Source organism: Sulfitobacter sp. SH22 (genome assembly GCF_965641905.1).
In the GTDB taxonomy this organism is placed as follows: Bacteria; Pseudomonadota; Alphaproteobacteria; order Rhodobacterales; family Rhodobacteraceae; genus Sulfitobacter.
Map to the genome: position 1 here is coordinate 1643752 of NZ_OZ282573.1, position 18869 is coordinate 1662620.

At 60.8% G+C, this 18869-nt stretch carries 19 protein-coding genes and 1 tRNA gene; 11 read left to right on the plus strand and 9 right to left on the minus strand.

Annotation, left to right across the window (positions count from 1 at the left end; all coding sequences use genetic code 11):
* Positions 1–38: 38 nt before the first annotated feature.
* Entirely contained in the window at positions 39–659 is a 621-nt protein-coding gene (locus ACSQ13_RS10015) for an EF-hand domain-containing protein (protein ID WP_295511708.1), read from the minus strand.
* Positions 660–864: 205 nt separating this feature from the next.
* On the opposite strand from ACSQ13_RS10015, the gene ACSQ13_RS10020 reads away from it, so the two are divergent.
* A complete protein-coding gene (locus tag ACSQ13_RS10020; protein ID WP_176249606.1) occupies positions 865–1266 on the plus strand; it encodes a DUF983 domain-containing protein in 402 nt (133 codons plus the stop codon).
* Positions 1267–1316: 50 nt separating this feature from the next.
* On the plus strand, positions 1317–2012 hold the full coding sequence (locus tag ACSQ13_RS10025; RefSeq protein WP_176249607.1) for an NUDIX hydrolase: 696 nt from the start codon (positions 1317–1319) through the stop codon (positions 2010–2012).
* Between the two features lie 70 nt (positions 2013–2082).
* Here ACSQ13_RS10025 and ACSQ13_RS10030 read toward each other — a convergent pair whose 3' ends face one another.
* The 6 genes from ACSQ13_RS10030 to ACSQ13_RS10055 are packed head-to-tail and all read right to left on the minus strand — an operon-like array spanning position 2083 to position 7721.
* Positions 2083–3000: a DMT family transporter gene (locus tag ACSQ13_RS10030; RefSeq protein ID WP_176249608.1), complete on the minus strand. Its 918-nt coding sequence runs from the start codon at positions 2998–3000 to the stop codon at positions 2083–2085.
* A 43-nt stretch (positions 3001–3043) separates the two neighbouring features.
* Positions 3044–3790: an SDR family oxidoreductase gene (locus ACSQ13_RS10035; protein WP_176249609.1), complete on the minus strand. Its 747-nt coding sequence runs from the start codon at positions 3788–3790 to the stop codon at positions 3044–3046.
* Positions 3787–5262, minus strand: coding sequence for a carnitine 3-dehydrogenase (locus ACSQ13_RS10040; RefSeq protein WP_176249610.1), 1476 nt, complete (start codon positions 5260–5262; stop codon positions 3787–3789). The genes ACSQ13_RS10035 and ACSQ13_RS10040 overlap by 4 nt, the downstream gene beginning before the upstream one ends.
* A complete protein-coding gene (locus tag ACSQ13_RS10045; protein ID WP_176249611.1) occupies positions 5259–5753 on the minus strand; it encodes a lipocalin family protein in 495 nt (164 codons plus the stop codon). The genes ACSQ13_RS10040 and ACSQ13_RS10045 overlap by 4 nt, the downstream gene beginning before the upstream one ends.
* Complete coding sequence (locus tag ACSQ13_RS10050) at positions 5750–6658, minus strand: 3-keto-5-aminohexanoate cleavage protein (RefSeq protein ID WP_176249612.1); 909 nt, start codon at positions 6656–6658, stop codon at positions 5750–5752. The genes ACSQ13_RS10045 and ACSQ13_RS10050 overlap by 4 nt, the downstream gene beginning before the upstream one ends.
* Before the next feature lie 22 nt (positions 6659–6680).
* Entirely contained in the window at positions 6681–7721 is a 1041-nt protein-coding gene (locus tag ACSQ13_RS10055) for an aldo/keto reductase (RefSeq protein WP_176249613.1), read from the minus strand.
* Between the two features lie 163 nt (positions 7722–7884).
* Here ACSQ13_RS10055 and ACSQ13_RS10060 point away from each other — a divergent pair, with 163 nt between their 5' ends.
* From ACSQ13_RS10060 to ACSQ13_RS10100, 9 genes are all read left to right on the plus strand, one after another.
* Complete coding sequence (locus ACSQ13_RS10060; protein ID WP_176249614.1) at positions 7885–9123, plus strand: MFS transporter; 1239 nt, start codon at positions 7885–7887, stop codon at positions 9121–9123.
* A gap of 55 nt (positions 9124–9178) precedes the next feature.
* Entirely contained in the window at positions 9179–10891 is a 1713-nt protein-coding gene (gene metG / locus ACSQ13_RS10065) for a methionine--tRNA ligase (RefSeq protein ID WP_176249615.1), read from the plus strand.
* 251 nt (positions 10892–11142) lie between these two features.
* Positions 11143–12234 (plus strand): HWE histidine kinase domain-containing protein, encoded by a 1092-nt coding sequence (locus tag ACSQ13_RS10070; protein WP_176249616.1) that lies wholly within the window; start codon positions 11143–11145, stop codon positions 12232–12234.
* A complete protein-coding gene (locus tag ACSQ13_RS10075; protein ID WP_176249617.1) occupies positions 12234–12605 on the plus strand; it encodes a response regulator in 372 nt (123 codons plus the stop codon). Before ACSQ13_RS10070 ends, ACSQ13_RS10075 begins: the two co-directional genes overlap by 1 nt.
* Positions 12606–12712: 107 nt before the next feature.
* Positions 12713–13948 carry a putative DNA modification/repair radical SAM protein gene (locus ACSQ13_RS10080; RefSeq protein ID WP_295509126.1) on the plus strand — a complete coding sequence of 412 codons (1236 nt, stop codon included), beginning with the start codon at positions 12713–12715 and terminating at the stop codon, positions 13946–13948.
* A complete protein-coding gene (locus ACSQ13_RS10085) occupies positions 13948–15369 on the plus strand; it encodes a UdgX family uracil-DNA binding protein (RefSeq protein WP_295509129.1) in 1422 nt (473 codons plus the stop codon). The genes ACSQ13_RS10080 and ACSQ13_RS10085 overlap by 1 nt, the downstream gene beginning before the upstream one ends.
* A gap of 77 nt (positions 15370–15446) precedes the next feature.
* A complete protein-coding gene (locus ACSQ13_RS10090; RefSeq protein WP_295509131.1) occupies positions 15447–15863 on the plus strand; it encodes a CopG family transcriptional regulator in 417 nt (138 codons plus the stop codon).
* Between the two features lie 30 nt (positions 15864–15893).
* Complete coding sequence (locus ACSQ13_RS10095) at positions 15894–16985, plus strand: extracellular catalytic domain type 1 short-chain-length polyhydroxyalkanoate depolymerase (RefSeq protein WP_295509133.1); 1092 nt, start codon at positions 15894–15896, stop codon at positions 16983–16985.
* Between the two features lies 1 nt (position 16986).
* The gene (locus tag ACSQ13_RS10100) at positions 16987–18084 is read left to right on the plus strand and encodes a C45 family autoproteolytic acyltransferase/hydolase (RefSeq protein WP_295509135.1); all 1098 of its coding nucleotides are present in this window, start codon (positions 16987–16989) and stop codon (positions 18082–18084) included.
* 83 nt (positions 18085–18167) lie between these two features.
* Here the strand turns inward: ACSQ13_RS10100 and ACSQ13_RS10105 are convergent.
* Positions 18168–18254 (minus strand) — tRNA-Leu (locus ACSQ13_RS10105).
* 41 nt (positions 18255–18295) lie between these two features.
* Positions 18296–18850: a tetratricopeptide repeat protein gene (locus tag ACSQ13_RS10110; RefSeq protein ID WP_176249623.1), complete on the minus strand. Its 555-nt coding sequence runs from the start codon at positions 18848–18850 to the stop codon at positions 18296–18298.
* Positions 18851–18869: the final 19 nt, after the last annotated feature.

An 18869-nucleotide genomic window follows, 5' to 3' on the forward strand; every position in this document is an offset into this window, starting at 1 on the left:
CTGCGGGCGCACCATTCAAGCGCGCCCGTGCCCTTAGATTACTCGGACATTTCGTCGTCATGGCCGTGGCGTTTGCCATAACCGTCGTGCTTGCCGCCATGCTTGCGATCGTGCTTGCCGGCATGCTTGCGATCGTGACCGTGTTTGCCACCCTTCCGCGCCTTGGCAAATTCTTCGGCGCTTAACGTGCCATTGCCATCCGCATCCAGCTTGGCGAACATCTTTTCGGGCGAATGGCGACCTGCCATTTCTTCCCTCGACAGCTTGCCATCGTCATTGGCATCCATCCGTTCTATCATTCTTGCGGTCCGCTCGGCCCTCTTGTCCTGGCCCATCGCTTGCAACTCTTCGGCTGACAGCGATCCGTTGCCGTCCTTGTCGAGCTTTGCCAACAACTGTTCGCTGCGCGCCACACGACGTGCCGCAGCGGCGGCCTGCATTTCGGCTTCGCTCAGGAAACCGTCGCTATCTGTATCGGCGGCGGCAAAACGTGCTTCGGCGTGGGCCTTCATCTCGTCCTGCGTCAGCGCACCGTCGCTGTTGGTGTCGATCTGGACAAAGCGATCCTGCTTCGGCGTTTCTTGCGCCAACAAGGCGGTCCCGCCCAAGGCAATCAGGCCACTCAACAATGCGATTTGAAAATTTGCTCGGTTTGTCATTTGTTTATCCTTCGGTGATCTCAATCTCACACACCGTTTTGGCGTGGTGATACTGGGTCAAACGGCGTGGCCAGAAACTTCCGTCGCAGATAAACAGAAATAATTTCAGTGACCCCGATTTGCGACATCCCGCCGCAAGGGCAGCTTGTCGCCTTTCAATTGACCTCAAACGCCCGCATATGTGACCGACCTCAGGATAGAAATCATGACAGATCACAGCGCCGAAATCACCCATGCCGAAAAAGACCAGCGCCCGCTGGCCGCCTCTTTGCTGCGCGGCTGGCGGCGTAAATGCCCCAATTGCGGGGCTGGTCCTGTGCTCAAGGGATATCTCAAGGTCAATGACAGCTGTACCGTTTGCCGCGAAGAGTTCTTTCACCACCGCGCAGACGATGGCCCCGCCTATCTGACCATTCTGATCGTCGGTCACCTGATGGCCCCGATGCTGCATATCGTGTTTGTGACATGGCGCCCCGAACCTTTGACGCTGTTTACAATCTTTGCTGTTGGCTGTGTCGGCTTGTCGCTCTACCTTCTGCCCAGACTAAAGGGGGCCTTGATCGGCTTCCAATGGGCAAAAGGCATGGGCGGGTTTGGCGACACATAGTCGGCCAGACACCCCGGGCCCTGCCGATCCGCAAGAATAAGGGCCAATACATGACCATCGACAAAAGCCAGATCCGCAACGCATCCACCGTCATTGTGATCCGCGACCGCCACGAAAACCCCCACATCCTGATGGGGCAACGCGGGGCCAAGGCGGTCTTCATGCCGAATAAATTCGTGTTTCCCGGTGGTGCCATGGATGCGGGCGATGCGCATATTCCGCTGGCCCGCCCCCTGCCCGACATGTGCCATGACCGGCTGGCCGAAGATGCGGATGCGTCGCTCGCCCATGCATTGGCTGTCGCCGGCATTCGCGAATTGTGGGAGGAAACCGGGCTGATCCTTGGGGAAAAAGGCACCTGGGATGGGACCCCCCCTGACGATTGGGCAACATTTGCACAGCGCGGATACCTTCCCAACGCGGCACCCATGCAATTCGTGTTTCGCGCCCTGACGCCCCCCGGCAGACCGCGCCGCTTTGATGCGCGGTTCTTTTTGGTGGATGCCGATGATGTGGCCACCGATCTGGATGATTTCGATGCCGCCTGTGACGAACTTTCACATTTGCAGTGGATTGCCCTGTCCGATGCGCGGTCTTTCGACATGCCGTTCATCACCGAGGTCGTGCTGGCAGAAGTCGAAGCCCGCGCCAAGGAACTGGCCCCGCCTGAATCCGTCCCGTTTTTCAAGAACAACGACGAGGAAAGCCTGTTCCTGCGCCTGCGCGGCCGCCCGATGACAGACTAACTCGGGTTGGCGCAGCCGTTTTTTTCCGGAAAAAAACGGTCCGGAATTTTTGAAAAATTCCGCGCCCGCCTCAGGCGACGAGCACCAGCATCAAGATCGACCCGACCAGAACCGCCATCCCCGCCCACTCGCGGCCGGTGATTTTCTCGCGGAAAAACAGGGTGGAGGCTGCGACGCTCAGGATCAGCTCGACCTGCCCCAATGCTTTGACATAGGCCGCGTTTTGCAGGGTGAAGGCGATGAACCAGCACAGCGACCCGCCCAGCGACATCATCCCGACCCAGACCGCGACCTTGCGCGCCTGCCACACCGCGCGCATCTGAGCGGGTTCACGCCAGCGCAGCCACACCGCCATAATAGCGGCCTGCATGCAGACCACAGCGGCAAGGGTCACCCCTGCGCGCAACACCGGCATGTCTGACATCACAGACAGCGTCGCGCCGCGATAGGTCACAGCCGAGATCGCGAACAAACCACCTGACGCAATGCCCAAACCCGCAGCCCGGTTGCGCAGATCGCTTAAGTGGAACCCGACCGCGTCTTTATTGCCTGACAGCAAGAACAACCCGACCACCCCCAGACCGATTGCGGCAAAGCCCCAACCGCTGACGCCTTCGTTCAGGATGACCCAGCTGGTCAGGACGGTCAAAATCACTTCGGTTTTCTTGAACGTGATCCCAACCGCAAAATTGCGCTGTTTGAACAGCAAGACGACGCAGACCGTGGCAAGGATTTGCGCTGTGCCGCCCAGCAAGCCATAGGCCCAGAACGCAGGCGCGATCGGCGGTAATTGCGTGCCGCTGACCAACAGATAGGCTGCCAGACCGCAGACGATGAATGGCGCGGAATATAGAAACCTCGAGAATGTCGCCCCTGCGGCTGACAGGGTTGCTGTCGCCAGATATTTTTGCAGCATGAACCGCGCCGTTTGAAAAAACGCCGCGGCAAGGGTGACGAGGATCCACAGATCAGGCAATGCATGTGTCATGCTGCCTCTTATGCGCGTTTCGCAGTCCCTTGCCAGCCTTCAATCACAATTTGGGGTCGGGATTTTCCGTATGCCCGTCCACGGCGATCACCTGCCCCGACACCAGCCGCGCCCCGTCGGACCCCAAAAACACCGCCATATTCGCCACATCGCGCGCCTCGACAAAGCTGCGCATCGAGGTGCCCGACGCATAGCCCTCATAGACCTGATCGCGGGTCATGCCTTTGGCTGCGGCTTCGCGGGCCAGCACGCCTTCCATGCGCGGGCCTTCGACCGAACCGGGGCAGATCGCGTTGGCGCGGATGCCAAAGGGGCCCAGCTCCATTGCGAGGGTTTTCATCAGGCCGATCATCGCCCATTTCGCCGCCGCATAGGGCGCGCGGTTGGGGTAGCCATAGATGCCAGCCGTTGACGAGGTGATGACAATCGCACCGCTGCCCGCCGCCTTCATCAAGGGGGCCGCATGTTTGGCGGCGATAAACGCGCCTTCCAGATTGACGCTGACGCAGGCGCGGAAATCATCCAGCGCCACGTCTTCGATCCGCGCCGTTGGCCCCGCAATCCCCGCATTTGCACATAGCACGTCGATATGGCCCATCTCGGCGATGATCGATGCCATCGCCGCCTCATCCGTGGCATTGGCCAGGCGGTGATGCCATTTGGCCGGACAATGATCCAGCGCCGCGCGGTCGGTGTCAGTCACCCAGACCTCGAACCCCGCAGCGGCAAAGGCATCCCCCATCGCACGGCCAATACCTGACGCCCCCGCCGTGATCAGAACCCGTTTCATCGGGGTGCACCGACATAGCGGCCAACGCCGTCGGGCTTTGGCAGGCTGGCGTGACCTTGGGCAAAGCGCACCAGTGCAGCCTCGATTTCTGGGCTGGGGTCGGACGGTTTGCGGGTCTGCAAGCTGACGTGCAGCAGGAAATGTTCCCCCGTGGCCAGCAGGCGGTCGCCCTCGTACATCTCGTGCCACAGGTGCATCTTTTTGCCCGCCCCCATCAACACCCGTGTGCGGACCTCGATCAGCGCGCCGGCATGTGCCTCGTCCACGTGACGAATGTGCGTTTCAGCGGTAAAATAGCTGCCGCCCGAGGCGATATAGTCGGCATCACAGCCGATCAGTTCCATGAACCGGTCGGTCGCATCGGCAAAGGCTTGCAGGTATTTCGCTTCGGTCATGTGGCCGTTGTAATCGGTCCAATCCAGCGGCACGGCACGGCGCACGGTCAGCACCGGCTGGCTGGCGTCTGCAATGTCATCGGCCCGTGCGGCCAGCACAGTGCCTGCGCGCAACGTCGCCTCGTGTGCTTTCATCAACCGGCCCGCGCCCCAGTCCTGCTGCTTCAGTGCGCGCATCATCGACACCAGATTGTTGTCGCGGATGCGTTCCAGATCGCGGATGCCATATGCGCCGGATTGTTCATCGGATTGCCCCGCGATCAGATCGACCAATTCGTCATTGAACTCGGGTACGTCCATCAGCTTGGTCCACGGCCATTCCAGTGCAGGCCCGAACTGCGCCATGAAATGCTTCATTCCGGCCTCGCCGCCTGCGACACGGTAGGTCTCGAACAGACCCATCTGCGCCCAGCGGATGCCAAAGCCATAGCGGATGGCGTTGTCGATTTCCTCGGTGGTGGCGATGCCATCCTTGACCAGCCACAACGCCTCGCGCCAGACAGCTTCAAGGAAACGGTCCGCGACATGGGCGTCGATCTCTTTTTTCAGGTGCAGCGGGTACATCCCGATCGACGTCAGGGTTTCCTTGGCCTTGTCCACCATCGGCCCGTCGATGCCATTGCCCGGCACCAGTTCCACCAGCGGCAGCAGATAAACGGGGTTGAACGGATGCGCGACCATGATCTGGTTGGGGCGCGCCATGCCCTCTTGCAATTCGGAGGGCTTGAAGCCCGAGGTCGACGATCCGATCACCGCATCCGGATCACAGGCCTGCTGGATCGCGCCAAAGGTGGTGTGCTTGATCTCAAGCCGCTCTGGCACGCTTTCCTGAATCCACGACGCCCCTGCGACCGCGTCGGAAATACTGTCGTGAAAGCTGATCTTGCCCTCGTCCGGTAGGGCCACATCGGTAAGGCCGGGCATGGAACGGCGGGCGTTGGCCATGACTTCGCCGATCTTGCGTTCGGCCTGCGGATCGGGGTCAAAGACCTGCACGTTCCATCCGTTCAGCGCAAACCGTGCAGCCCAGCCGCCCCCGATCACGCCACCGCCAATAACTGCTGCAATCTTCGTCATTTCCGCATCCTTAACTGGCTGATGTCATAGCCGTTGAAATCCAATATCTCTTGTGCCGCCTTGATCCGGTCCGCCCCGCCCTTGGGCGCGCGGTCCAGTATCCAGCCGAAATCCCCCGCAGGGTTGCCGATGACCGCCGTGCGAAACCCTTCGTCGACCCAAAGCACCCACAGATCGCGGGTGCTGCCGTCAGGCCGGGTCAGGGCAAAACGGCCCTGCCCTGTGGGCGTGGCCAGCCACAGGCCTTCGCAGGTGCCCGCCTCATCACAAAGCTGAAAGGCCGGCCCGCCGGTGCTGTCGACAAAGGCGACCGTTGCCGGTGCCTCCGCCTCAAAGCTGCCGCGCATCACCCACGCGCCTTTGAACCGCCCCGCATCATAGCGGCTGGTTGATCCGATCAGCGCCGCCGGATCACGATACCCTTGGCGCACCTCGGGTACAGGTGCCGCGCAGCCTGCCAGCAAAATTAACGCCAGCAGAGCCCGTTTCACGCAGGTGCCCGTTTGGTCAGGCCCAGTTTTTCACGCACCTGTGCCGGGGTCATCAACCGTGCGCCCATGTTTTCGATAATGCTGCCTGCGCGCTCGACCAGCTGCCAGTTTTCGGCCAGCATGCCTTTGTCCAGCCACAGGTTATCCTCGAGCCCGACGCGCACATGGCCGCCCGCCAGCACGGATGCCGCGACATAAGCCATCTGGTTGCGCCCCAAGCCAAAGGCGCTGAAGGTCCAGTCATCCGGCACGTTGTTCACCATCGCCATGAATGTGTTCAGATCATCCGGCGCGCCCCATGGCACGCCCATGCACAATTGCACCAAGGCGGGGCTGTCCAGCACACCGTCTTTGACCAGTTGCTTGGCGTACCAAAGATGGCCGGTATCAAAGGCCTCGATCTCGGGCTTGACGCCCAGATGGGTCATCATCTGGCCCATGGCGGTCAACATGCCCGGCGTATTGGTCATCACGTAATCGGCTTCGGCAAAGTTCATGGTGCCGCAATCGAGCGTGCAAATCTCGGGCAGGCATTCGGCGATATGCTGGACCCGCTCGGATGCGCCGATCATGTCGGTGCCCGCGATCGGGGGCATCGGGTGTTCGGTCGGGCCAAAAATAATGTCGCCGCCCATGCCTGCCGTCAGGTTCAAGATCACATCGGTTTCAGATTCGCGGATGCGTTCGGTGACCTCGCGGTACAGATCCAGCCGGCGGCTTGGTGCGCCGGTTTCAGGGTCGCGCACGTGGCAATGCACCACCGCCGCCCCAGCCTTGGCCGCTGCAATCGCGCTGTCGGCGATCTGCGCGGGGCTGCGCGGCACATGGTGGCTGCGGTCTTGCGTTGCTCCCGATCCGGTAACGGCGCAGGTGATAAAAACGTCTTTGCTCATGGTAAGTGGCATGGGGTTGCTCCCTTAGATCGGATTAATATGGCATTGGATGCGCTTTATGCGCGGTGGCGATATCGGCCAGGACGTCTTGGCCCAGTTCCAGATCAATGGCACCCAGTGCCACCTCAAGCTGGTCCAAAGACGTCGCGCCAAAGATAATTGACGTCATAAAGGGCCGCTGCCGCGCCCAGGCCAGCGCCATTTGCGTCGGGTCCAGCCCGTGTTTCTGCGCGATGTCCAGATAGGCGGCGGTGGCGTGGAACACGCGGTCGGTCTTGCGCCCGCCCAGATCACCGTTGATCGCCATGCGCGACCCGTCGGGCAGCGCGCCGTTTTGGTATTTTCCCGTCAGCAACCCCGCCGCGAGGGGCGAGAACGACAGCAATCCGATGTCTTCGTTGTGGCAGGCTTCGGCCAGGTCGGTATCGGCCAGACGGCACAGCAGCGAATACTCATTCTGCACCGACACAGGGCGCGGCCCGCCCGTGCGTTCCGCCGCATTCGCCCATTGGGTCAGCCCCCAGGCGCTTTCGTTGCTCAGGCCAAAGCTGCGGATCGTGCCGCGTTTGACCTCGTCTTGCAGCGCGCCCATGCAGTCTTCCATATGGGCAATCACATCGGCACGGTTTTGCGAGGACGGGTCATAGTCCCAGTTCTTGCGGAACATATAGCTGCCGCGATCAGGCCAATGAAACTGGTACAAATCGACGTAATCGGTCTGCAACCGCTTCAACGACCCCTCAAGGGTCTGGCGGATCGTCTTGGACGAAATCCCCGCCCCGTCACGCGGCGCAGCCCCTGCGCCCGAATGTTTGGTGGCCAGCACGACATCCTTGCGCTTGCCTGATTTCGCGATCCACTGGCCGATGATTTCTTCGGTCAGGCCGACGGTTTCAGCCTTGATCGGGTTGACCGGATACATCTCGGCGGTGTCGATAAAGTTGATGCCAGCAGCCAGGGCGCGGTCGATTTGCGCATGGCCTTCCTCGGGGGTGTTTTGCGTGCCCCATGTCATGGAGCCAAGGCAGAAATCCGTCACTTCGATATCGGTGCGGCCGAGTTTGTTCATCTTCATCGCGTTATCCTTGTCTGAATCTTGCGCCACCCTCTCGTTTCGGCTGCGCCATCGCAAGGGGGTTTTCCGCCCTGCGCAACAAAACACCATTTGCGGCGCTTTTTCCAAAACCATGTCGTTTTGACCGTTGGTTTCCCCCCTGATTGCCGACAAAGTAAAAATCATGCGCTTGCTCATTTCATTTGCCGCCCTGTTTTTATCCGTCATCCTGCTGCAACTGTCCTCGGGCGGTGTGGGGCCGCTGGACGTGCTTTCGGGCATTCAGCTGGGTTTTTCCAATCAGGAAATCGGCCTGCTCGGTTCGGCGCATTTCGTGGGGTTCTTTATCGGTTGCTGGTGGGCCCCGCGCCTGATGGGCAGCGTCGGCCACAGCCGCGCCTTTGCCGCGTTCACGGCATCGGGCGCGATCGGGTTAATGGCGCATATGCTGGTGCTTGACCCCTATGCCTGGGCGCTGATGCGCGTGGCGTCGGGCCTGTGCGTCGCGGGCTGCTATACCGTGGTCGAGGCATGGCTGAACGCCAAGGTCACCAATGAAACGCGGGGCCGCACCATGGGGGCCTACCGTGTGGTCGACATGAGCGGATCACTGGCCGCGCAAATGATCATCGGCGTTTTGGCCCCCGCATCCTATGTGTCGTATAACCTGCTGGCGATCCTGTGCTGTGCGGCGCTGATCCCGCTGACCCTTACCACGTTGCCGCAGCCCGAAACGCCAGCCCAGCCGCGCCTGCGCCCCCGGCTGGCGCTGGACCGGTCCCCCTTGGCGGTGGCGGGCGTTGTGGTTGCCGCCCTGTCCAGCGCATCGTTTCGCATGGTCGGCCCGATCTATGGCGAAGAAGTCGGCCTGAGCGCGGGCCAGATTGCATGGTTCTTGTCGGCCTTTGTTCTGGGCGGCGCATTGGCGCAATTCCCCGTTGGCTGGCTGGCAGATAAGTTCGACCGCCGCTGGGTGCTGATCTGGATGTCTGCCGCGTCCATCGTCAGTTGCGCGGTCACGGTGATGACGGCCGGGCTTGGCACCCAGGCGGTATTTTTCGCGGCAACATTTTTCGGGCTGACCACATTTCCGATCTATTCAGTCGCCGCATCCCATGCCCATGATTTTGCCACCAGCGAGGAACGCGTCGAACTGTCTGCCGCGCTGATGTTCTGGTTTGCCGTCGGCGCGATCTTTGCGCCCTATCTGGCGTCGGTGCTGATTGACAGCTACGGCCCGGCGGCGTTGTTCACCATGATATCGGTCGGGCACGGGGTCTTGGTGATTTTCGGCCTGACACGTCTGCGCGCCCGCCCCACCCGGAAAAAGCGCACGCCTTATGTCTATGCGCCACGCACATCTTTCACCATTGGCCGCCTGATGCGCCGCCAACGGGACGCAAGCAACGACAACGCCCCCTAGCCCTTGGCCCGTCCCTGCGTTAGAGACATGCCAAAGCATTTTCGGGGCCATTACCATGACACGCCACCTTATCACCTCCGCCATTCCCTACATCAACGGGATCAAACACCTAGGTAACCTTGTGGGCAGCCAGCTGCCTGCCGATCTTTACGCCCGCTATCTGCGCGCGCGCGGTCACGAGGTGTTGTTCCTGTGTGCCACAGATGAACACGGCACCCCCGCCGAACTGGCCGCCGCCAAAGCGGGCAAACCGGTCGAGGAATATTGCGCCGAAATGCACGAGGTTCAGGCGCGGATTGCCGAAGGTTTCGGCCTGTCGTTCGATCATTTCGGTCGGTCGTCCAGCATCCAGAACCAAAAGCTGACCCAGCATTTTGCCGGTGCCTTGTACAAAGAAGGCCTGATCGAGGAAGTCGAGCAGCGCCAGATCTATTCCGAAACCGATGGCCGCTTCCTGCCCGACCGCTATGTCGAAGGCACCTGCCCCAATTGCGGGTTCGAGGATGCGCGCGGCGATCAATGCGACAATTGCACCAAGCAGCTGGACCCCGAAGATCTGATCAACCCGCGCTCCACCGTGTCGGGTGCCACCGACCTGGAAATGCGCGCGACCAAACATCTGTTCCTCAAGCAGTCCCAGATGAAAGACCGGCTGTCCGACTGGATCGATTCCAAGACCGACTGGCCTGTGTTGACCACCTCCATCGCCAAGAAATGGCTGCATGACGGCGACGGGTTGCAAGACCGTGGCATCACCCGCGACCTAAGCTGGGGCGTGCCCGTCAAACGCGGCGACGAGGACTGGCCGGGCATGGAGGGCAAGGTGTTCTATGTCTGGTTCGACGCCCCCATCGAATATATCGCCTGCGCTCAGGAATGGGTCGATGCGGGCAAAGGTTCCGATTGGGAAAGCTGGTGGCGCACCGACAAAGGTGCCGACGACGTGCGCTATACCCAGTTCATGGGCAAGGATAACGTGCCCTTCCACACGCTCAGCTTTCCCGCCACGATCATGGGCAGCAACGAGCCATGGAAGCTGGTCGACTACATAAAATCCTTCAACTACCTGACCTATGATGGCGGGCAGTTCTCGACCTCGCGCGGGCGCGGGGTGTTCATGGATCAGGCGCTGGAAATCCTGCCCGCCGACACATGGCGCTGGTGGCTGCTGAGCCATGCGCCGGAAACATCCGATGCCGAATTCACCTGGGAGAATTTCCAGGCCTCGGTGAACAAGGATTTGGCCGACGTTCTGGGCAACTTCATCAGCCGGATCACGAAATTCTGCCGCTCGAAATTCAGCGAAGACGTGCCGGCAGCGGGCGAATACGGGCCCGCCGAACATGCGCTGATCGCGGACCTGACCGAACGGGTCGCGCGGTACCAAACCGCGATGGAGGCGATGGAAGTCCGTAAATCCGCCGCTGAATTGCGGGCGATCTGGGCGGCGGGCAATGAATACCTGCAAGCCGAAGCACCCTGGACCACCTTCAAGACCGACCCGGACAAGGCTGCGGCCCAAGTGCGTCTGGCGTTGAACCTGATCCCGCTTTACGCGGTTCTGTCCGCGCCCTTCATCCCCACGGCCGCGGCCAGCATGTTGGAAAGCATGCATGTGGAAAACGCTGGCTGGCCCGATGATGTGCCCGCGGCCTTGGCCCAGCTTGCACCCGGTCACGCCTTTGACGTGCCAGAAGTGTTGTTCGCGAAAATCACCGACGAACAGCGCGACGAATGGGCCGAAAAATTCGCAGGTGTGCGGACCTGATCCACGGCGCGCTACCAGCGCTAAACCAGACTGGCGGCGCTGCAAAATATTAAACTCGCACTCCGGAAGAGCGGAAACCCGCCCTTCCGGCATAAACCTTGATGAATATATTACGCTTTGGTTCCAACGCCCTACGCCCGTTTCAGGGCTTTATTATCTATTGATAATCAGGTTTTGCGATCTTCGCATTGGACAGATCGTTCCCGCGGCTTACCTATCATGTGATTCAATGAAAGGGCGTGGGGATTTCAATGCCTACAAGATCTATTGACGAGATGGCAGCAGAACTTGTGCACCTGCAAGGCGCATTGGCAGCCAAAGAAGCGCAAGCAGCCGGACATGGTTCGGGGGCTACTTCCAACCGCCTGACTTTTCTTGAGGCGATGATGGAAACCGTGCCTGTGGGCGTGGTGATGGCCGATGACACAGGCAAGATCATCTATGGCAACAGCCATGTCGAAATGATGGTGCGCCACCCGGTGATCCATTCAGAAGACACCGAAGATTATGGCGATTGGGTGTCCTTCCACGAGGATGGTTCTCGGGTCGAAAGCCACGAATACCCGCTGTCGCGCGTGATCCGTGATGGCGAAGCCCATGCCGAGATTGACGTGCATTACCAACGAGGTGACGGCACGATGTTCTGGATGCGGATCATTGGCAGACCGGTGATCGACGCCAATGGCACGCGCATCGGCGCGTCGGTCGCCCTGATCGACATCGACGAAGAACGCCGCCTGCGCGAGGCGCAAAATATCCTGATCGCGGAACTGAACCACCGCGTGAAAAACGCCTTTAGCGTGGTAAAATCCATCGTCAGCCAGTCCCTGCGCAAGATGAGCATCCAGCGCGGATTGCGCGAAACCATTGATCAACGGCTGAATGCCTATGCCATGGCCCACTCCAAACTGGTTGGCACGAAATGGGACCGCGCCGATATCGGTGCCGTCGCCGCAGACGTTCTGGACCCGATCGGACATGGCCGCATTATTCAGAGCGGCCCTCAAATTGAAGTCCCCTCGCGTCAGGCTTTGTCCTTCTCGATGGCATTTTACGAACTTGCCACCAACGCGATGAAATACGGCGCGCTTTCGGTGCCCGATGGCTGCGTCAATTTGACGTGGGAACAATCGGACACGGCGGATGGTTCGGTTATAGAACTGCACTGGATCGAGACAGGCGGCCCCGCTGCTGAAAAGCCGGACGAAACCGGCTTTGGCAGCTTTATCACAGGTCGCGCCTTGCAGATGGAGACCGGCGGCGAGATCACTTCGGATTTCGGGCCCCAAGGATTTAATTGGCATCTGCGGATGCCCCAACACAGGGAAGACCGAGCAAGCTAATGGCCAATAAACCTCAAAATATTTTCATCGTCGAAGACGAGGTCGTTGTGGCCTTTGAAATGACCGATATCCTTGAAGACATTGGATTTAACGTCGTTGGCCCGTCCATCCACCTTGAGGATGCCAAGATCAAGGCACGCGAGGGTGACATTGATATCGCCTTTCTTGACGTGAATTTGGGGCATAACAAAACGTCGAAACCGGTTGCCGACATCTTGCGCGAACGCGGCATCCCCTTTGTGTTCATCACCGCCTATGATCGCGACCAGATCAGCTTTCTTGGGCCAGACGACCGTGTGGTAAAAAAGCCGGTGAGCAGCCAAAAGCTGATTGAAACCCTGCGCCGTGTGTACCCCAACCTCGAAACCTGAGGCGTCAGGCGGGTCCCACTGAAATGTGAGCGTAAAAAAGCGGGCTGCGGCGACTGATCGCAGCCTATTCACATGACACAGTCGAAAAAAGAACATACAGTGAACGTATGGTTAAACATACGGTAGAACAAAAGCTCGCGATTCTAAGCGACGCGGCGAAATACGACGCATCTTGTGCCTCGTCAGGCTCCACGAAACGCGACTCGCGGGATGGCAAGGGGTTGGGGTCGAACGAGGGCAGCGGTATTTGCCACGCCTACGCGCCGGACGGGCGCTGCATCAGCTTGCTGAAAATCCTGATGACCAATTTCTGCATCTACGATTGCAGCTATTGCATCAACCGCGCCTCATCGAATGTCGCCCGTGCACGGTTCAGTGTGGACGAAGTGGTGAAGCTGACCATCGAATTCTACCGCCGCAATTACATCGAAGGGTTGTTTTTATCCTCGGGCGTGATCCGGTCGCCGGATGCCACGATGTCAGATATGGTGCAAATCGCGCGGAAACTGCGTCACGAGGAAAACTTTCGCGGCTATATCCATCTGAAAACCATCCCCGATGCCGCCCCCGAACTGATCGCCGAAGCAGGGCTGCTGGCGGATCGTCTGTCGATCAACGTCGAACTGCCCACCGATGCCGCCGTCCAGCAATATGCGCCCGAGAAAAAGCCCGACCAGATCCGCAAGGCGATGGCCAATTTCCGGCTGCGCAAAGAGGTGTCAAAAGACACTTCCCACACGGGCAAGCGCCCGCCGCGGTTTGCGCCTGCGGGGCAATCGACACAGATGATCATCGGGGCCGACGGGTCGAATGATGCCACCGTGCTGGGGCAATCCACGCGGCTCTATTCCAGCTACAAGCTCAAGCGGGTGTATTATTCCGCCTTCTCGCCGATCCCTGACAGTTCCTCCAAGCTGCCGTTGATCCGGCCACCGTTGCAACGCGAACATCGGCTGTATCAGGCAGACTGGCTGCTGCGCTTCTATGATTTCCAGCTGGACGAGATTACGTCCGTGACCGCCGACGGGAACCTTGATCTTGAGGTTGATCCCAAGCTGGCCTGGGCCTTGGTCCACCGCGCGGTCTTTCCGCTGGACGTCAACCGCGCCAGTCGCGAGATGCTGTTGCGCGTGCCCGGCTTTGGCGTGAAGACCGTCAACCGCATTCTAACCACCCGCCGCCACCGCACCTTGCGTTTTGAGGATCTGCTGCGCATGGGTGCCTCGATGAAAAAGGCGCGCAGTTTCATCACCGCCGAAGGCTGGTCCCCCGGCAGCCTGACCGACAGCGCCGATTTACGCGCCCGTTTCACACCACCGCCAGAACAGTTGACCCTGTTCTGATGCACCGCGCCGTCATGCCACAGATCGGCACCGCGCAGGCGTGGCGCGATGCGGCGCGGCAGTTTCTGGCCGCCGGTATCCGCCCCGAAGACATCCTGTGGGGGGATGCCACCACCGCGCCCGACCTGTTTGGCACTGACGCGCCCCTGCGGCCAAACCGCCAGGTCACCGTGCCGCGCAGCTTTGTCAGCATGGCCAGCAGCGTGGTCTGGCACGGTGATCCCGAACGTTTTGCGCGGCTTTATGCGTTTCTCTGGCGGCTCAAGGACGCGCCGCATCTGATGACGGATCGCGGCGATGCGGACTTGTCGCAGCTGCGCAGGATGGAAAAGAACGTGCATCGCTGCCAGCACAAGATGAAAGCCTTTGTGCGTTTCCGCGAGATCGGCAGCGCAGACGCCCCGCGCCGGTCTTTTGCCGCGTGGTTCGAGCCGACCTACCACACGGTTGAGCCCACGGCCGATTTTTTCGTGCGCCGCTTCAGCGATATGGACTGGCGCATCCTGACACCCGATGTCTGTGCGATTTTCGAAAACGGCAAGCTGTCCTTTCGCGAAGGGCAGGAAAAGCCGCACCTGCCCGAAGACGCCAGCGAACAGCTTTGGATCACCTATTTCCAGAACATCTTTAACCCCGCGCGGCTGATGGTCAAAGCCATGCAATCCGAGATGCCCAAGAAATACTGGAAGAACATGCCCGAGGCGGCGTTCATCCCCCAGATGATCGCCGATGCCCCCGCCCGCGCCCGTGCAATGGCCGAAGCGGCCCCGTCGCTGCCCCCCGCCCGCATGGCGCAGGTTCAGGCGCAGCTGGCGGCACATCATTCGGCGTGGGACGGCCCCCAAGACGCGCTGCCCGCCGCGATTGCCGCCTGCACCCGTTGCCCGCTGCATTGCACCGCGACCCAAGCGGTCGTGGGCGAAGGGCCGATGGATGCCGACCTGATGATCGTCGGCGAACAGCCCGGCGACCAGGAAGACCTAAGCGGTCGCCCCTTTGTCGGTCCTGCGGGGCAGATGTTCGACCAGATCGCCGCGCAGGCGGGGCTGGACCGGACACAGGCCTATGTCACCAACGCGGTCAAACATTTCAAATTTACGCCACGCGGCAAACGGCGCATCCACCAGCAGCCCAACAGGTCCGAGATTGACCATTGCCGCTGGTGGCTCGATGCGGAAATCGCACAGGTGCAGCCCAAGCTGATCCTTGGGATGGGGGCCACCGCCGCCGAAGGGCTGACAGGCCGCCGTGACGCGATCCTTGCCCGCCGTGGCACGGTTGAGGCAACGCCAAACGGCACACCCGTTCTGCTGACCCTGCACCCGTCCTATCTGCTGCGCCTGCCCGACCCCGCCGCCAAGGCAGATGCCACTGCGCAGTTCAGGGATGATCTGGAAACAGCCCTGCGGATGTTGGCCTAAAAGCGGCTAAATCGAAATCGCCTGTTGCAATGCGGCATTCAGCATCCATATACCATCCACATGGATGGAGAAACATCATGACCAACGTCAGACAGATCCGGGACAAGATGCCGGAAAACGAAAAGATCACCATCAATCTGGGCTTTGTCGATCTGGGCCGGATTGATCTGCTGGTGCAGGAAGGCTTTTATTCGAACCGTAGCGATTTTATCCGCACGGCCATTCGCAACCAGTTGGACCACCAATCCGACACCGTGCGGCAATCGATTGACCGCCACACGATGGAACTGGGGTTGCGTGATTACTCCGTCGCCGATCTGGAAGCCGTGCGCGCCGCGAACGAAATGTTGCACGTCAAGGTCGTGGGCCTTGCCCGCATCGCCAGCGATGTCACGCCCGAACTGGCGCTTGCGACCATCGGGTCAATCACCGTGCTGGGCGCGCTTCAGGCCAGTGCCGAGGTGAAAAAGGCCCTTGGCGCGCGGATCAGCTGACCCCGATTTAATCCCTTAAAGGAACTAAGAATGACTGATGATTTCAAGTCGGCCATGCGCCGGGCCAGTGAATTCGTGCGCAAGGGTAACCCTGCTGACGCGACCAAGATGATACAGGCAGCGCTTGCCAAGGGCGGCGTGTCCGGCCCCAGCACGCCCCAAACCCCCGACGCTACAGCCTTCGGCACGGCCAAGATCGGTCGCAGCCTGCGGGAAACTCTGGCGCGGCTCGGCACCCTATCGAGATCCCGCATGCCGGCCGCCGATGTGACCGAACCGCCCCTGCCGCAGGGGGCGCGTTTTGACGGGGACACCTTTGCCTGTGCGCAAGGCAGCCGCGATTATCGCGCCTATATCCCCGATCTGAGCGGTGCGCCCGCCAAGGGCCTGATCATGATGCTGCATGGCTGCAAACAATCTCCGGTGGATTTCGCCAAGGGCACGGGCATGAACGCGCTGGCCGACCGGCACGGGCTGATCGTGGTTTACCCTGCGCAATCACGCAGGGCGAACATGCAAAGCTGCTGGAACTGGTTTGGCCCCGCCGACCAGATGCGGGACGCGGGCGAACCCGCGATCCTCGCCGGTCTGGCGCAAAAGATGCAGCGCGACCATGCAATCCCCCACGGGCGCAGCTTTGTCGCCGGTCTGTCGGCAGGGGCGGCGATGGCGGTGATCTTGGGGCAAACCTATACGGATGTGTTCAGCGGTGTCGGAGCCCATTCCGGCCTGCCCTACAAGGCTGCGCATAACGCTCGTTCAGCCTTTGCGGCGATGGGCTCCGGTGGTCCTGATGCACAAAAAGCCCGACCGATCCCGACGATCGTCTTTCACGGCGATGCCGACAGCACGGTCCACCCCGCGAATGGACACCACATTGCCGGTGCCGCCGCCACTGGCCCCCAAGTGCAAGAGGACGGCAACGCTGGCAAACGCAGCTTTACCCGCAGCAGCACCCTGTCGCCCCACGGCCATCCGGTGATGGAGCATTGGACCATCGCGGGCCTTGGCCATGCGTGGTCCGGTGGCCACAGTGCGGGGTCTTACACCGATCCCGACGGCCCCGATGCCAGCGCCGAAATGGTGCGGTTCTTCCTCGATCTCCCTATGAAAAGCGCATGACATGACCCATTCCCTGACCTTTGATGCGATCAGCGAAGCCACCCCCGGCCCCAAATGGGCCGCCCGCTGGCAACGATCCTGGCCCGCCTACGAGGCGTGGTTCGTGGCAAATGGTGGCGACACCGGCCCCGACCGCGCGGCTTGCGAGGCCGCCTTGCACGACTACATGCCCGAATTGGTCCCCGTTAACGCGCAACTCACCGCTTTGGCGGGTGGATCGGATCGCGCCGCGCGCTTTTTGTCCACATGGTGCCCGCCCAGCTATCTGGGGGGCTGCTCGCTGGCTGTGGCCACCTCACGCGACGACATCCGCCTTGTGCGCAACTATGACCTGTCGCCTGACCTGAACGAAGGGTTGCTGTTGCACAGCGCATGGACCGGGCGGCGCGTCATGGGCATGGTCGAATTCCTGTGGGGCCTGTCCGACGGGATCAACGATGCGGGGCTCAGCATCGCGCTGGCCTATGGCGGGCGGCAGGAAACGGCACGCGGGTTCGGGATCACCACGATCCTGCGCTATGTGCTCGAAACCTGCGAGACCGTCCCCCAAGCCTTGCGTGTCTTGCAACGGGTACCCTCGCACATGCCCTATAACGTGGTGGTCGCCGATGCATCCGGCGCGGCCGCAAGCGTCGAGATTTACGCAGGCGGCGGTGCAAAGGTGCAGCCGCGTCTGGTTGCCACCAACCACCAGACCAACGGGACCGCGCCGGACCGCGGTGGCTTTACCCGCACGTTCGAGCGCGCCGACCATCTGGCGGGGGTGCTTTCGGACGCGCCGACACCCTCAACCTTGGTGGGCCAATTCACCCAAGCCCCGTTGAAACAAGACCGCTTTGCCGAAGGGTTCGGCACGCTTTTTACCGCCGAATACGAACCCCTGCGCCGCCACATGACACTGCATTGGGACGGCGACACCTGGGCGCAGTCGATTGAGGCCTTCGAGGAAGGCACGCGGGAGGTGATCTATGGAGGCGGGGCTGGCGGGGCCAGTGCGCAGGCCGGTAACATCGACTGGGTCAGGATCGGCATGGACTATGCCGCCGGACGCCACCCCGACTGGCGCAGCTTTGTGCCGGACTGGGTGGATGTGGCCTGAGCAGCCAGCGCAAAACCGCAGAACCCACCGTCACACACGGGCAAACCGACCGGAAGGCGGTGGGGCCTGTGAGGTAGAAAAAGTGGTGCGGGCGGTGGGACTCGAACCCACACGGGCACAAGGCCCAACAGATTTTAAGTCTGGTATGTCTACCATTCCATCACGCCCGCAACGCCGCGCACAATAGCCAGCTTGCGGGCAGTGTAAATGGTCAGATGTCTTCTCCGACCGGGCCAAGGGGTGCGCCCTTGGCCAAAAGCGCCGCTTCCGACAGCCAGGGATTGTTTTGGACAGCAATCAGCAATTGCGCGCGGGCCTCTGGTATGCGCCCGAGCTTCATGAGGGTAAGTGCCCTGCCCGATTGCGCGGCCACGTGAAAAGGCTGTAATTTCAATGCAATATCCAGATCAATCAATGCGGCGTCATAGTTTTCGCGCAGGAAATTGATATAGGCGCGTTGATTGAACCCTTCGGCGTAGGTCGGGCAATAGCTGGCAAGCCGGTCAAATTCTGCAAGTGCGCCAATAAAATCATAAGCATCCCGTTTGCGAATGCCCCGGTCCAGCACCTCTTGGGCAGCAGCATCAGGGGCGCGAAGCCAGACCAGCCACATCTGGCTGGCAACCGACGCGCCTTCGCGGAAATCTGCGGCGGTTCTGGATTTTTCGAAAAGATCGGTCAGCTCGGCCGCCGTATCCGCAGGCGCAGGGCAATCAGCCGCAAATGCGGGGCTGCAAATCAGGGCAAGGACACAAAAGATACGCATACCCCGATGGAGCGCGGTA

Bases quoted from the DNA above. Each gene is read 5' to 3' on its own strand.
- ACSQ13_RS10060 (WP_176249614.1), top strand. From the start codon at position 7,885: ATGCGCTTGCTCATTTCATTTGCCGCCCTGTTTTTATCCGTCATCCTG.
- ACSQ13_RS10020 (WP_176249606.1), top strand. From the start codon at position 865: ATGACAGATCACAGCGCCGAAATCACCCATGCCGAAAAAGACCAGCGC.
- ACSQ13_RS10015 (WP_295511708.1), bottom strand. From the start codon at position 659: ATGACAAACCGAGCAAATTTTCAAATCGCATTGTTGAGTGGCCTGATT.
- ACSQ13_RS10040 (WP_176249610.1), bottom strand. From the start codon at position 5,262: ATGACGAAGATTGCAGCAGTTATTGGCGGTGGCGTGATCGGGGGCGGC.
- ACSQ13_RS10070 (WP_176249616.1), top strand. From the start codon at position 11,143: ATGCCTACAAGATCTATTGACGAGATGGCAGCAGAACTTGTGCACCTG.
- ACSQ13_RS10055 (WP_176249613.1), bottom strand. From the start codon at position 7,721: ATGAAGATGAACAAACTCGGCCGCACCGATATCGAAGTGACGGATTTC.
- ACSQ13_RS10050 (WP_176249612.1), bottom strand. From the start codon at position 6,658: ATGCCACTTACCATGAGCAAAGACGTTTTTATCACCTGCGCCGTTACC.
- ACSQ13_RS10090 (WP_295509131.1), top strand. From the start codon at position 15,447: ATGACCAACGTCAGACAGATCCGGGACAAGATGCCGGAAAACGAAAAG.
- ACSQ13_RS10110 (WP_176249623.1), bottom strand. From the start codon at position 18,850: ATGCGTATCTTTTGTGTCCTTGCCCTGATTTGCAGCCCCGCATTTGCG.
- metG (WP_176249615.1), top strand. From the start codon at position 9,179: ATGACACGCCACCTTATCACCTCCGCCATTCCCTACATCAACGGGATC.
- ACSQ13_RS10080 (WP_295509126.1), top strand. From the start codon at position 12,713: ATGGTTAAACATACGGTAGAACAAAAGCTCGCGATTCTAAGCGACGCG.
- ACSQ13_RS10025 (WP_176249607.1), top strand. From the start codon at position 1,317: ATGACCATCGACAAAAGCCAGATCCGCAACGCATCCACCGTCATTGTG.
- ACSQ13_RS10085 (WP_295509129.1), top strand. From the start codon at position 13,948: ATGCACCGCGCCGTCATGCCACAGATCGGCACCGCGCAGGCGTGGCGC.
- ACSQ13_RS10030 (WP_176249608.1), bottom strand. From the start codon at position 3,000: ATGACACATGCATTGCCTGATCTGTGGATCCTCGTCACCCTTGCCGCG.
- ACSQ13_RS10035 (WP_176249609.1), bottom strand. From the start codon at position 3,790: ATGAAACGGGTTCTGATCACGGCGGGGGCGTCAGGTATTGGCCGTGCG.
- ACSQ13_RS10100 (WP_295509135.1), top strand. From the start codon at position 16,987: ATGACCCATTCCCTGACCTTTGATGCGATCAGCGAAGCCACCCCCGGC.
- ACSQ13_RS10075 (WP_176249617.1), top strand. From the start codon at position 12,234: ATGGCCAATAAACCTCAAAATATTTTCATCGTCGAAGACGAGGTCGTT.
- ACSQ13_RS10095 (WP_295509133.1), top strand. From the start codon at position 15,894: ATGACTGATGATTTCAAGTCGGCCATGCGCCGGGCCAGTGAATTCGTG.